The organism is Deinococcus radiophilus (assembly GCF_020889625.1).
Lineage (GTDB): Bacteria > Deinococcota > Deinococci > Deinococcales > Deinococcaceae > Deinococcus > Deinococcus radiophilus.
In genome coordinates, this window is sequence record NZ_CP086380.1 from 1,891,661 (window position 1) to 1,905,000 (window position 13,340).

Annotated in this window: 10 protein-coding genes (1 of these 10 cut by a window edge); 8 read left to right on the forward strand and 2 right to left on the reverse strand. The window is 63.8% G+C overall.

The annotated features are described in order from the left end of the window. The first annotated feature begins 173 nt into the window (after window positions 1–173). From LMT64_RS09535 to LMT64_RS09565, 7 genes are all read left to right on the forward strand, one after another. Window positions 174–1,499: an E3 binding domain-containing protein gene (locus tag LMT64_RS09535; protein ID WP_126351912.1), complete on the forward strand. Its 1,326-nt coding sequence runs from the start codon at window positions 174–176 to the stop codon at window positions 1,497–1,499. 100 nt (window positions 1,500–1,599) lie between these two features. Next, complete coding sequence (gene hemW, locus LMT64_RS09540; RefSeq protein WP_229253193.1) at window positions 1,600–2,751, forward strand: radical SAM family heme chaperone HemW; 1,152 nt, start codon at window positions 1,600–1,602, stop codon at window positions 2,749–2,751. Window positions 2,752–2,859: 108 nt separating this feature from the next. Then, on the forward strand, window positions 2,860–4,182 hold the full coding sequence (locus LMT64_RS09545; protein WP_126351913.1) for a M16 family metallopeptidase: 1,323 nt from the start codon (window positions 2,860–2,862) through the stop codon (window positions 4,180–4,182). Then, window positions 4,179–5,435, forward strand: coding sequence for a M16 family metallopeptidase (locus LMT64_RS09550; RefSeq protein WP_126351914.1), 1,257 nt, complete (start codon window positions 4,179–4,181; stop codon window positions 5,433–5,435). Before LMT64_RS09545 ends, LMT64_RS09550 begins: the two co-directional genes overlap by 4 nt. Before the next feature lie 399 nt (window positions 5,436–5,834). Continuing rightward, window positions 5,835–6,335: a PPC domain-containing protein gene (locus LMT64_RS09555; RefSeq protein WP_126351915.1), complete on the forward strand. Its 501-nt coding sequence runs from the start codon at window positions 5,835–5,837 to the stop codon at window positions 6,333–6,335. 61 nt (window positions 6,336–6,396) lie between these two features. Then, a complete protein-coding gene (locus tag LMT64_RS09560) occupies window positions 6,397–9,117 on the forward strand; it encodes a S8 family serine peptidase (RefSeq protein ID WP_229253194.1) in 2,721 nt (906 codons plus the stop codon). Between the two features lie 114 nt (window positions 9,118–9,231). Next, window positions 9,232–10,434, forward strand: a complete 1,203-nt coding sequence (locus tag LMT64_RS09565) for an MFS transporter (RefSeq protein ID WP_126351916.1) — start codon at window positions 9,232–9,234, stop codon at window positions 10,432–10,434. Here the strand turns inward: LMT64_RS09565 and LMT64_RS09570 are convergent. Then, window positions 10,431–11,669, reverse strand: a complete 1,239-nt coding sequence (locus LMT64_RS09570) for a M24 family metallopeptidase (protein WP_126351917.1) — start codon at window positions 11,667–11,669, stop codon at window positions 10,431–10,433. The genes LMT64_RS09565 and LMT64_RS09570 overlap by 4 nt on opposite strands. A gap of 214 nt (window positions 11,670–11,883) precedes the next feature. Further along, a complete protein-coding gene (locus LMT64_RS09575; RefSeq protein ID WP_126351918.1) occupies window positions 11,884–12,306 on the reverse strand; it encodes a DoxX family protein in 423 nt (140 codons plus the stop codon). Window positions 12,307–12,396: 90 nt separating this feature from the next. Between LMT64_RS09575 and lpdA the strand changes: the two genes are divergently transcribed. Then, window positions 12,397–13,340 carry the 5' portion of a dihydrolipoyl dehydrogenase gene (lpdA, locus tag LMT64_RS09580; protein ID WP_126351919.1) on the forward strand. It continues 457 nt past the right edge of the window, so only the first 944 of its 1,401 coding nucleotides appear in the window; the start codon lies at window positions 12,397–12,399; its stop codon lies off the right edge, out of view.

The window sequence follows — 13,340 nt, forward strand, 5'->3', positions numbered from 1 at the left end:
ATGCGAAACCCACCCCTCTGCGCGGCATTCCTCAGGTGTTCCCACCTGAAAGCAGCGCAGACCGGGTTTCAAATCAAGTCGTCTGGGCCTACACCGGCTGCCTGCAGATACAAAGGCGGCCTGACCGCCGCAGCGCAGACCGCCACCCGGCACTTTTTGTGAAAGGGACCTTCATGGACAACATTTCCCCACTGGCCAAAACCCTCGCCGAATCCAACGGAATTGACTGGCGCTCCATTCAGGGCACCGGGGACGGCGGACAAGTCGTCGAGCAGGACATCATCAACTATCTGACCCGTGTGATGAGCGGCGAAGAAGAGCCGCCCGCCACCCCGGTTGATCTGCCGCCGCCCGACTGGACCGGCGACGAGCTGCCCGCAGGCATGAGCGCCGAAATGCTCAGCCAGGCCGGTGTGGACTCGGATATTGCCGCCATGGTGTCTCAGCCGCCTGTGGCCCAGGCCCCCGCAGGCCAAGGCGCACAGCTGGAAGAAGACGAGTTCGAGCTGGATCTGGAAGACGAGCCTGTCGCGGAGCCGGTGGACGTAATTCCTGTTACCCCCGTCCCTAGCGCACCCAGCCAGCCCTCCGTGGGCCTGGGCGGTCTGCTGTCGCAGCTGTACCAAGAGCCCGCCACCCCCGCTGCTACAGAAACACCCGCCGCTCCTTCCTACTTTGGCCGCAGCCCTGAGCAAAGCAGCTATGGCCGCCCCAGCGCAGCCCCCTTCGGCAGCGAGCAACCCAGCTACGCTCAGGCTGAAGCCACCCAGCCCGAAGTCAGCACCAGCCCCAGCTTTACCGCTGAGCGCACCGAAGTGGCTGCCCAGCCCGAAGCTCAGGCGGAAACCGTTCAACCTGTGGCCTCTGCTGACACCACGACCCCTGAAGTCAGCACTCCCGCCGTGAGCGAACCTGCCGACATGCCCGCGGCCGAAGTGACCCCCGAACCACAGGCCGAAGAAGTGGTGGCAGTGGACACCGCCGCCAACAGCACCGAAGCTGTGGCTGCTGCACAGGTTGGCCGTCCCGAGAAAGCCGTCTGGTTCGGTGTGTACCTGCGCCGTGACGCCGACCTGAGCAGTGCTTCGGACCTGCGTGAGCAGCTGAATGCCGCGCTGGGTCAGGATGTGCCGCTCTCCCTGCTGGTGGCGCGCGCCGCGCAGCAGCATGTGGGTCTGCTGGGCCTGAACACCGTGGCCATTCAGGACGCCTACGCCCACCGTGCCCGCTCTGTTGGTGAGCGCACTGCCAGCCTGCGTGACGCCCTGTCCGCGATTGATACTGACGCTGACGGTCAGCCTGACATGCTGGTGGTGAACGCCGGCACCTTGGACCTGGACGAAGTTCACTACCCGGATACCCTGAGCCTGTCGGTAGGCCGCGTGGTGGATGGCCGCGCCGCCCTGAGCCTGAACGGCGACGTGGAAACCACCAAGGCCGCCGAGTTCCTGGCAGCTGTGGCACAGAGCCTGGAAGCCCCAGTCGCCCTGATCATCTGATCGGTTCCACACCGATCAGCAGGCTCCCCGTCTGGGGGGCCTTTTTTTATTGGAAGTCCGGTCCTGCGGCCCGCTGCACCGATCCGCCATACTGCCGGGCGTGACTGCCCGCCCCGCCGAACCTGTGCGCCACCTTTACGTGCATGTGCCGTTTTGCCCCAGCATCTGCCCCTACTGTGACTTTCATGTCCTGACCCGCTCCAGTGGACTGGTGGAGGGGTATCTGGCCCGCCTGGACGCCGAAGCGCAAGAGCTGGCGGCAACCTATCCGGTGGACCTGGACACGGTGTACTTGGGTGGCGGCACCCCCAGTTTCCTGCGGGACAACGAACTGACCGCGCTGGTCGGCAGCGTACAGCGGCATCTGGGCTGGGGCCGCCTGGAAAATACGCTGGAGGTCAACCCGGGGACGGTCAGCGCCGGGCGGGCCGCGCACTGGCGGGCGCTCGGCTTTGACCGGGCCAGCCTGGGGGTCCAGAGCCTGCACGACCCTACCCTGCTGTTTCTGGGACGGCGGCACTCGGCAGCGCAAGCCCGCTCAGCAGCTGGACATCTGCTGGCTCAGGGATTCCGGGTCAGCGGCGACCTGATCACGGCGGTGGCTGAGCAGCCGCTGGAAGAGGATATTCAGGGCCTGCACGACCTGGGCATGGGACATATCAGCGCCTATACATTGACCATCGAACCAGGCACCGAATTCGCGCGGCGCGGAGTGACTGTCAGTGACGAAGACGAGCGGCGCGGCTTCGAGGTCACCGCCGAGCGGCTGGCGGCCCTGGGCTACGAACGCTACGAGATCAGCAACTACGCCCGGCCTGGGGAGCGGTCACGGCACAATCTGTCCTACTGGCAGAACCGTCATTATCTGGGCCTGGGACCAGGGGCAGCGGGGCATTATCCGGCCCGCGACTCTGGCCTGCTCTCGCTGCGCCGCACCTCACCACATCTGCATGACTGGCTGAGGGGTGAGAGGGGCACACCCGACCTCCTCCCTCCACACGAATGGGTCACCGACGCTCTGTTTATGGGGCTGCGACTGCGAGAAGGGGTGGACCTGGACGACCTGACCCAGCGAAGCGGTGTAGCTGTGGCGGCGGCCTACGCCCCAGCCATTCAGAGCAACGTGCAGCAGGGTCTGCTGATCCGTGACGGTTCCCGTCTGCGCGCCACCGAAGCCGGCTGGTGGGTACTGAACGAGGTGGTGACGGACTTTCTGGAAGTAGATGTCGGGGCACACCAGGCAGACAGTTGAAAGCCGAAAACAGCCACGGTGGGCAAGGACCAGCACGTTTCCTCATTGCCGCCCGACCCTGCCTCAGCACGCAGTTGAGGGCCCAGGCAGCGCGTTAGACTCGCCCCTGTGATCTTCACGCCCGACCCCGCCGCCAAGTCCGCCTCTGCGCAATTCAACAACCCTCACGCCCAACTGTTTACTCTGCCTGGTGGCCTGTTGCTGGCAGCACAGCGCCGGGCAGGCGACGGATTTGCGGTCAGCCTGCGTTTGCCCTGGGGAAGTGCTCACGATCCGGTGGGGCTCGAAGGTGCAGCGGGCGTGCTTGAAGAGTGGCTGTCCAAGGGTGCGGCAGGTCGGGACGCCCGCGCCCTGGCCGGAGCATTCGACGATCTGGGGCTCAGGCGCGGCGGCGGCGTGGGCGCTGAAGCCGCCCGCCTGAGTCTGAGTGGGCGGAACGGGCAACTGGGCGCGGGTCTATCACTGCTGGCCGACGTGGTTTTACGCCCCACCCTACCCGAAAGCGAGGTGGCCGTTCTGACCGACCTTGCCAGGCAGGATCTGGCTGGCCTGCACGATAGCCCCGAAGACCGTCTGGCCCTGCACACCCGTCAGCAGGTTTTTGGAGGCCGTCAGGGCACGCTGGCCGGCTATGGTCACCCTGTCAGCGGCACGCCGGGTGGGCTGGCGGCGCTGAACGCCGAGACACTCCGCACGGCTTATCGCCGCTGGGGACCGGAGGGCAGCCTGATGGCCGTGGTGGCCGATCTCCCCTGCGCCGAGATTGCCGAGCTGGTCGGACAAGCTTTCGGGGACTGGCAGCCGGGCGCATCTCCGGTCCTGGTCGAACCACCCTTTCATGCAGGCATACGCGCCCACCTCCCACATGGCAGCAGCGAACAAACACACCTCAGCCTGACCTGGCCGGCTCCGGCGGCGAATCATCCGGACTACCTGGCGAGTCAGGTGGCGCTGACCGCTTTTTCAGGCGGCAGTGCCAGCCGCCTCTTTCACGCCGTGCGCGAGGAGCGCGGGCTGGCTTACGCTGCCCATGCCAGTGCTTTGCTGCTGGGATCAGCGGGGTTCTGGCAGGTTCAGGCCGCCAGTACCCCGGAGCGCGCGGCCGAGACACTGGAGGTTCTGGCCGCTGAAACTGAGCGACTGAGGAATGGCCTTAGTGCAACCGAATTCGAGCGTGCCCGCCGGGGTCTGTTGACTGGCCTGGCCTTTTCTGCCGAGGGCCGCCGGGCCCGCGCTAGGGCCATGCTGCGCGATCTGGTCCTGCTGGGCCGCCTGCGTGATCCGGGCGAACGGACTGCCCAACTGCGGGCGCTGACATTGGAGCAAGTCAATGCCTATCTGGCCGGACGCCCTGACCCCCTGGCGCAAGCTGCGCTGGTGACGCTGGGCCGCGCTCCGCTGACACTCACGCAGCCGGAGCTGAGCGCATGACCCGCCGCCTACGGATGGGCCGGCTGCCAAGTGGTCTGCGCCTGCTGACCGAAACTGACCCTCAGGCCAGCACCGTCGCCGCTGGCTTTTTCATCGCCAGTGGGGCCCGCCATGACCGGCCCGAAGGTCAGGGGGCAGCCCACTTCCTAGAGCATCTACTGTTCAAGGGCTCTGAGCGCCTCAGCGCCGCGCAGCTGAACGAGCAGCTGGACTGGCTAGGCGGCGCACATAACGCCTTTACTGCCCAGGAGCAGACTGTTTATCATGTGGCCGGCCTGCCCGAAGATCTGCTGCAGCTGCTGAATGTCCTGCGCGAACTGCTGGACCCAGCACTCCGGCCCGCCGACATAGAGGCCGAGCGCGGCGTGATCCTAGAAGAAATTGCCATGTACGCCTCTCAGCCAGGGGTGCGGGTACTGGAAGCCATGCAGGCCGAGTTCTGGGGGACGCATCCACTGGGGCAAAACATTCTGGGCAGCGCGGCCAGTGTCGGGGCGCTGGACACCACGGCCCTGCGAACCCAACTGGCTGCCGCCTACGCGCCTGAAACCGTCCTGCTGGTCGTCACCGGAGCCTTTGACGAAGCGGAAGTCTGGGCCTGGGCCGAGAATGCACTGGGTCACTGGCCCCACCGGGGCAGCACTGCCCCAGCACCCACATGCCCAGCACCCACATACCCAGCGCCCCGTCCCAGCGGCACGCAGCGCACCCTGCACTGGCCAGGGTTGGAACGGGCCCAGGCAGCCTTTGCCTGGCCAGGCCTGAGCAGCGTCCATCCTCTCCGGGAAGCCGCCGCCGTCCTGGCCGAACTGATCGGCGGCGAGAACAGCCGACTGCACTGGGCCCTGCTGGACAGCGGCTTGGCCGACAGTGCAGACCTGGGACATCTGGACTTTCAGGACTGCGGCTCGTTCGAGGGCGGATTTTCCTGTGACCCCGACCGTGCTGCTGAAGTGCAGGAACTGTTTCTGGCCACAGTGGCCAGTGTTCATACCGACCTGCCGAGCGACGCCGAAGTCAAGCGGGCCGCCAGCCGTCTGGCCGCTGACGCTGCACTGCGGTGTGATACCCCTGCCGAACGCCTGTTCGCCCTGGGCCTGGAAAATCTTTATACGGCTATTCACGCGCCGACTGTCACCCCTGAAGCCACCGTCGGGCGTCTCCAGGCGGCGACTCCCGCGCAGGTTCAGCAGGTTCTCAGCCTCTGCTCACTGCGCCAACCCAGCGGCGCGCTGCTGCTCCCTGCTTCCTAGCCCGCACCACCAGAGTCCGATTTGGACAGCCCGCCGTGCTCCAGTGTGGTGGGCTGAAACCTTTGTCACACGCGCTGCAGCCGACCAGCCCCCGCCGCTTTCTCAACTGGTGGCTGGCAAGCGGCTTTTCTCACCCACTGTGACAGCTGACCTCATCCTGACCTCTGGCATATACGGCGCAGGGCGAATGTGCGACTTCCCGCTTGCCGTATGTGTGAGATTGATGTAAGGTTAAGTCGCATAAAAATCCCGGATTCTTCCGCGCTATGCAGCCTGGCCTTGGCGTCTGGTCGCCGGCGCTGTATTCAGATTTACATCTGATACAGGGCATCTCGCTTTCACCGGTTCCATCTGGAATTCCTGCTTGTCACCGCCCTGCCGGGCATTCAAAGGAGTCTTATGAAACGCATCTTGTCTTCCCTGATCGGCCTGAGCCTGCTGCTCGCCTCCTGCGGTCAGCCACAGCCCCCTGCCTCTGAATTCAACGAGGTAGATCTACGAAAAGACACGACCCGTGATGTCCCCGCTGAGGTTGCAGTTGATCAAACGTTCAAGGGAACGATTGCTGGTCAGGACCGCGACTTCGACTACTACGCCTTTGATGCCGACGCCGATGCTCGCCTGCAGATCAACGTGATGTCCTCCAGCGTCAAAGGCAGCACCCTGGACCCCTACGTCAAGCTTTACATGGTCAGCGACGACGGTTGGCCCCTGCTGGAAAAAGACGACGACAACGTCTACACCCCTGGTGAAACGGGCCTGGACTCCGAAATTCGCTTCAACGCACCCGTGAAGGGCCGCTACGTCATTGAAGTGACCAGCTTCAAACTGGTCAACGATCCCGAAGCTACGGACAACAATCCCATGAACCTCTACACCCTCAAGGTGTCCAAGCGCTGATCCCTGACGTGGGCCCCGCAGCCCGCACCCAAACTCTGAACCACCTCTTAAGGAGATCATGATGAACCGAATCAAAGCCATCACCCTGCTGTCCAGTGCCCTGTTCCTGGGAGCCTGCGGACAAACCACGCCCACCGCCAGCCAGCCTCAGACCGGTCAGAGCGGCGGCCACGTCGCCAGCGATCTGGGCGTCACCCCCCAGACCAGCACCACGGGCCGCTGGTTCGTCGAGCTGGAAGGTGAACCAGGCCTGCTGGGTGCCCAGAGCATCAGCGCTCAGCAAGACAGCTTCCGCCTTCAAGCGCAGCGTGCAGGCATTGAGTTTGATGAAATTGCCAGCTATCAGAGCCTCTTTAACGGCTTCTCGGTTGATGTGGCCGACGCTGAGGTCAGCCGCTTCACCCAACTGCCTGGCGTGAAGGCTGTCTACCCCGTGATTGAAGTCGAACTGCCCAAAACCGTTGAAGGCGGCGAACCAGAGATGTTCTCAGCCGTCGGCATGACCGGTGCCGACACCGCCCAGAACGAGCTGGGCCTGACCGGTAAGGGTGTCAAGGTCGGCATCATCGACAGCGGCATGGACGTTGATCACCCAGCTTTCGCAGGCCGCATCGTCTCGCAGTATGACTTCGTGGGCGACGCCTTCGGCGCTCCCGGTTACTTTCCCGAACCTGATCAGGTCGCCGACGATTGCGGTGGGCACGGCTCGCACGTGGCCGGCATCGTGGGCGGCAACGACCCAGCCACCAAGTTCAAGGGCGTTGCTCCTGAAGTCAGCTTCGGCTCCTACCGCGTGTTTGGGTGTGAAGGAGCCACCACCGCCGACATCATGCTGCAGGCCATGGAACGCGCCTACGCCGACGGCATGGACGTGGTCAACATGAGCATCGGTTCTTCGTACCAGTGGGCCGAGTATCCTACCGCCAAGGCAGCCGACCGCCTGGTCAAAAACGGTGTCGTGGTCACCGTCTCGGCCGGCAACAGTGGCACCGACGGTCAATTCGCCACTGGCGCACCCTCGTTGGCCGAAAAAGTCATCTCGGTGGCCGCTGTTGATAACACCGAAATGCTGATGAGCAGCTTGACCCTGTCCCTGGGTGGACAGCAAACCAAGCACGGGTACATGCTGGGCAACCCTTCGCCTGAGCCCAAGGTCGGTCAGACGCTGGAAATGGTCGTTGCCGATCCGCTGAATGCCTGCGGAACCAACCCCTTCCAGCCGAACCAGTTTGCAGGTAAAGCAGTGCTGATTCAACGTGGAAGCTGCACCTTTGAGGTAAAGGCCAATAACCTCGCTGCTTCGGGCGCTGCTGCCATCGTCATGTTCAACAACGCCGAGGGCTACATAAGCCCCAGCCTGGGCAATGCCAAAATCACCATGCCCTACGTCTCGATCCTCAAAGCCGACGGCGAGAAAATCAAGGCGGCGATTGAAGCAGGCCAGAACCCCACCATCACCTTTAACGAGGGCCAGAGCAGCTTCAAAAACCCCTCCGGCGGCACCATCTCCAACTTTTCGTCGTACGGCGCTGGCCCCGACCTGGAACTGAAGCCTGAGCTGTCGGCCCCCGGCGGCCTGATCAACAGCGCTTACCCTCTTGAAAAGGGTGGCTACGCCGTCCTGAGCGGCACCAGCATGGCTGCTCCTCACGCGGCAGGCGCTGCCGCCCTGCTGCTTCAAGCCAAGCCTGAGCTGACCCCTGAGCAGATGAAGGCCCTGATGATGAACTCGGCCAGCCTGCGTTCGTTCTTCTACAACGGTCAAATCCTGGAAGGTCTGCCGGTCTACACCCAGTTGCAAGGCGCTGGCATGGTGGATATCCCTGCGGCCTACTACAACACCGTGTCGGCCAACCCGCCCAAGCTGTCGCTGGGCGAAAGCGAGCGCCTGACCAGCCAGAGCAAAGTGGTGGTGCTGCGTAACAGTGGCGATAAGGACCAGACCTTCACGGTGTACCACTACCCCGCACTGACCATGGCGAATATCAACGAGGACCTGTCCTTCAGCCCCAACGGCTTCGCGCCCTCCACTGACTTCGCCACCATGGAAGTGAACGGCAAGTCCGCTGAACTGGACGCCGAAGGTAAGGGCGGCATTGAAGTCACGGTCCCCGCAGGTGGCACCGCCGAACTGAATGTCCGTATCACTGCTCCAGCCGAAGCCCCCAATCTCTCTCAGTATGGTGGCTACCTGTATGCCGAGAGTGACACCCAGACCGTCTCGGTCCCTTACGGCGGCTTCAAAGGTGACTACCAGGCTGTGCGTGCGTTGGGAGATGTGGTGTTCTCCGAGAACGGCCAAAACACTGTGCGCCAGTTCCCAGCCTTCTACGACGCCCTGACTGACCGCGTGTACTTTGAGGGAGAAAACGTCAAAGAGGGCGAGCAAATGCCTGACTTCTCCTTCCAGACCTTCGATGTGGTGGATGACCTGAGCACGCTGCAACTGTTCGACGCGCCCGCCGTGTGGGCCAACTTCGCCCACCAAGCCCAGAACGTGATGTTCGAAGCGGTGGACGCCAACGGCAAGGCCCACACCATCGCCGAATATCCTTTCGTGGGCCGTACCGGCTCCAATACCTACACCTTCGGCAGCACCAGCCGCCCCTGGGACAGCTTCGTGTGGGACGGCACCCTGGAAGACGGCAGCGAAGCCCCCGCTGGGCAGTACACCCTGCGCCTGCGCGTTCTCAAGGCGCTGGGCAACCCAGACAACGCCAACCACTGGGAGACCTACACCTCACCCGCTTTCCGCGTGATGCGCGACGCCTCCGGCAACTAAGCCTCCGGCCTCTAAACCCTCACCCTCAGCGGGTGGGGGTTTTGCTGTATCTACCCGGCTGTTCCACTCTCCTGACCTGCCCCTCATCAGACTGTGGGTACAATTGGGGCGAACATGCTCTGGAATCAGCCCACCTTGATGCTGCGCCTCCTGACCCTGCTGGTGGTCAGCGAAGCGGCGCATTTTGGGTTCTTTGTGACCGCGCTGCCGCTGCGGGCGGACACTCTAGGTCTAAATGCCGCGCTGATCGGCACGCTGATGGGTGGACACTACCTCGCCGACGCCCTGAGCAAAGGCCCGATGGGTTACCTGGCAGGGCGTTACGGCGCTGGGTGGTTGCTGCTGCTGGCGTCGGTCAGTGGTCTGATGGTCATGCTGCTGGCCCAGGGCAGTCTGCTGGGAGGTGGCGCTCCGCCTTATCTGGCCCTGCTGGGGCTGGCGGGACTTTGGGGCGTCATGTACGGTTCGCTGTGGCCCATCGTGATGGGTTATTCGCAGACCCTGGCCCGCCCCGAGCGTCTATCACGGGCGCTGGCCCTGACTTCACTGGCTGTCGTGCCCGGTCTGGCCCTGGGGGTGGGTGTGCTCGGCCCCCTGATGCAGCGCTCGGAGGATCTGGGCATAAACGTATTGCTGGGACTGCAGGGGTCGGCAACCCTGCTGGCCCTGAGCGTGGTGGGTCTACGCGGTACCCCGCAGCCACCACAGACCCGCGCCAGCCTGAGCGAGTTGTTGCGGCAGTGGCGGGGCGTGGGGCTGCTGTTGCCCGCTGCTCTGGCCCAGACCCTCGCTCCTGGCTTGCTGGTCACCCTGCTGTTTCCACTGCTGGAGCTGCTGGGCCTCAGCATGCTGGAACTGGCCTTTCCGGCGCTGGGCCTGCTGATCGGCCTGGGCCTGACCCTCTGGCTGGCGGGACGCATGGCTGACCGCACCTGCCCACGCCGCGCTTTGCTGCCAGGACTACTGCTGCTGGCCCTGTCCTATGGCGTGTTGGCCCTGCCCCACCCCGAAACTCGGCTGTGGGCCGCGTTACCGCTGCTCGGTGTAGGCTACGGCGCTTTCCTGACGGGCTGGAACGGGTTGGTCGGCCAGGTGCTTCCCCAGGGCCAACGAATGACCGGCTGGGGAACCATCATGACGGTCGAGGCTCTGGGCTACGCCATCGGCCCCATCCTGGGCGGGCTGATGTGGACCGCTTACGGCCATACCGGAGTCTTCGCAACAGGGGCCGCCGTCTTCGTGATCACGCTGGCCTATTACCTCCTGACCGCGCCTTCACAGGCGACCCAACCCCGTCACAAAGCTCCTAGCCTCTAGCGGGCCTCCAGCTTGGCCCCATAGGCGCGGGCACGGACATTGGCCCAACTTTCAGCCCCACCCAGCACGAAGGGTTCGCGCTGAAGGTCAGTGGTCACTTCTGGCCCGCTTTCAGCCAGGTACAAGTCTATCTCACTGCGTATCCCGAAGCCCTTTTCACGCGGGTACACCCCAGGTTCAATGGTCACCCCTAGTCCTGGCGTGAGGCGGCGGGTGTCGTGGGTTTCGTAGTCATCCAGGTTGGCCCCAGCTCCATGCAGCTGCACGCCCAAGTCATGTCCCAGGCGATGCAAGAAGTGTGGTTCCCAGTCCGGCCCCATCGCCCCCCGGGCGCGGCGGTCCAGCTGCCAGCCCTGCACCTGCGGCCATTCCGAGCGCAGCAGTTCTAGCGCCTCATCGCGGGCGCGGCGTACGGCCTGCCACGCATCTAGATATTCGTCCGACGGCTGCCCAGCGTAGCCGACCCAGGTGACATCCGCGAAGGGCCGGTTCTCGCCTTGACACCACAGGTCAATCAGCACGCACTCGCCCTGGTGCAGCTCGGCATTCACCTCACCCTGCGGTTGGTAATGCGGGTCGGCGGCATTGGCTCCGAACGACACGTTCACCTCATGCCCCCACTCCAGACCGGCGGCCTCAATATGACGGTGAATCACGGCCTGGGCGTCCAATTCAGTCACACGCTCGCCCGCCCGCAAGCGGGTATGTAGCAGTTCGAAGGCGGCGTCCTTGGCTGTCATCAGCACTGCGGCAGCCCGGCGGTGCGAGGCCAGGTCCTCCGGGGTCCAGCGCAGGAAGGTTTGCAGCAGGTCGGCACTGGTCCGGACCTCTGCCCCAGCCGCCCGTACCCGCTCCAGCGTGCCGGCATCCACCCGGCTCACGTACGGCACAGCGCCCAGCTCGCTGTATTCCATCGCCACCACTTTGCCGCCCACCACTTCACGCAGCAGATCGTTCAGCTCGCCATATGACCCGAAGGCGCGGTAGTCGGCGTCCCAGCCCGCACTGATGCGGCGCCAGGTGCCACCTTCAATGTGGTTATGCAGGACCAGAGCGCGGCCCTCACATGGCACCCACACGAAAAAACGCCGGGTCAGGTGGGCTTCGGCAGGCAGGGCCAACACTCGCCGCGCCTGGATATTCAGCCCCTGAAAGTCGTACAGCAGCCAGCCGTCCAGGCCAGCGCCCGCTTCCGAGTGCAGGGCCTGGCGGATCAGGTCAGTGGGATTGGTCATAGGCCGAGTGTAGAGTAGTTCTATGGATCACGTTCAGGCGTGAACAGCACCCGCACCGGCTCCATTTTGCGTCTCAGTCATCATATTTCATTCGTCCTACTCGACCAGATGCGCTGAGCTTTTTCTGACGAAGGCTCCGAAGGCTGCTCGTATCAAGCACGGATGCACTCAGACCCTCTCCAATGTTCCCGCTGTTCTCTGGAAGCCGCACTGGTTACCGTTCCTGCGGCCTACGTCCAGCACGCCACACGGCCCAGCCGATCAGGCCCTGCAGCGGCAGCCGCGCCCAGCTGACCCACTCCGGCAGGGGCCGGAAGTCACGGGCATTCAGCGCCATATAGATGTTGGCCGGAAACACGGCCACCAGCAGGGCCAGCAGCCCCCAGCGTGCCGCCGGACGGGTGCGCGGGTGCAGCAAGCCGAGGCCCCCGGCCACTTCGGCAGACCCGCTGATCAGGGTCGCCTGCCGGGGCGTCATACCAATCATGGGCAACTCCTGCAATCCCGGTGGCACGATCCGGTCAAAGAACTCTGGACGGATAAAATGCTGCACACCGATCAACACAAATACGGCGGCCAGCAGCAAGGCGCCCAGCGAGGGCCGCTGGTCTGGCGCGTGGGGAGGCAGGCGGGACATGGGCACAGTCTAGGCTTTCGGGACGCCGGGCGCTGTCACTCTGCCCTGGCAGACGAACAGCCCCATCTGGCAACCGTTAAACTGGGTCTTATGGCAAATATAGATTATGACGTGATCGTGATTGGCGCCGGACCGGGCGGCTATCACGCGGCGATTCGCGCAGCGCAGCTGGGCCTCAAGACCGCCATCGTGGAACGCGAAAAAGTAGGCGGAGTCTGTCTGAACGTGGGCTGTATCCCCACCAAGGCCATGCTGCACGCCGCAGAAGTGCGTGCCGAGGCGAAGCACGCCAGTGAATTCGGTTTGAACCTGAATGAAGCCAGCCTGGACATCGCCAAGCTGAACGGCTGGAAAGACGGCATCGTCAAACGGCTGACCGGCGGCGTAAGCGGCCTACTCAAAGGCAACAAGGTGACGCTGCTCAGCGGCGAAGCCAGCTTTGTGGACGACCACACTGTAGAGGTCGGTGGCCAGAAACATACGGCCAGCCATTTCATCATTGCCACCGGTTCTGAGCCTGCCAAGCTGCCTGGTGTGGCAGTGGATCAGGAAGTGATCGTGGATTCCACTGGTGCCCTGGTCATGCCTGACCCCGTGCCCGCCCGCATGCTGTGCATCGGCGGCGGCGTAATCGGCTTCGAATTCGCACAGGTTTACAACAACCTCGGCTCCGAAGTGAAGATCATCGAATTCATGCCGAACGTGATTCCTGGCGCCGACGCAGACGCTGTCAAGGAATTCACCAAAATCATGAAGAAGCAGGGCATTTCCATTGAAACCCAGACCAAGGCCAATAAGGCTGAGCGCAAATCGGATGGCGTGCACGTGGAGATTGAGAACGTGCAAGACGGCGAGAAGCGCACTGAAGTCTTCGACCGCGTGCTGGTTGCTATTGGTCGCCGTCCCCGCACCGATGGCCTGAACGCCGACAAGGCCGGAGTGCAGATCAGCGAACGTGGCTTTATCCCTGCCGACAAGCAGCAGCGTACCAACGTGCCACATATCTTCTCGATTGGCGACGTGGCGGGTAACCC

Coding starts and splice junctions, on each gene's coding strand:
- LMT64_RS09535 (WP_126351912.1), top strand. CDS start 174: ATGGACAACATTTCCCCACTGGCCAAAACCCTCGCCGAATCCAACGGA.
- LMT64_RS09550 (WP_126351914.1), top strand. CDS start 4,179: ATGACCCGCCGCCTACGGATGGGCCGGCTGCCAAGTGGTCTGCGCCTG.
- LMT64_RS09555 (WP_126351915.1), top strand. CDS start 5,835: ATGAAACGCATCTTGTCTTCCCTGATCGGCCTGAGCCTGCTGCTCGCC.
- LMT64_RS09560 (WP_229253194.1), top strand. CDS start 6,397: ATGAACCGAATCAAAGCCATCACCCTGCTGTCCAGTGCCCTGTTCCTG.
- LMT64_RS09565 (WP_126351916.1), top strand. CDS start 9,232: ATGCTCTGGAATCAGCCCACCTTGATGCTGCGCCTCCTGACCCTGCTG.
- LMT64_RS09570 (WP_126351917.1), bottom strand. CDS start 11,669: ATGACCAATCCCACTGACCTGATCCGCCAGGCCCTGCACTCGGAAGCG.
- LMT64_RS09575 (WP_126351918.1), bottom strand. CDS start 12,306: ATGTCCCGCCTGCCTCCCCACGCGCCAGACCAGCGGCCCTCGCTGGGC.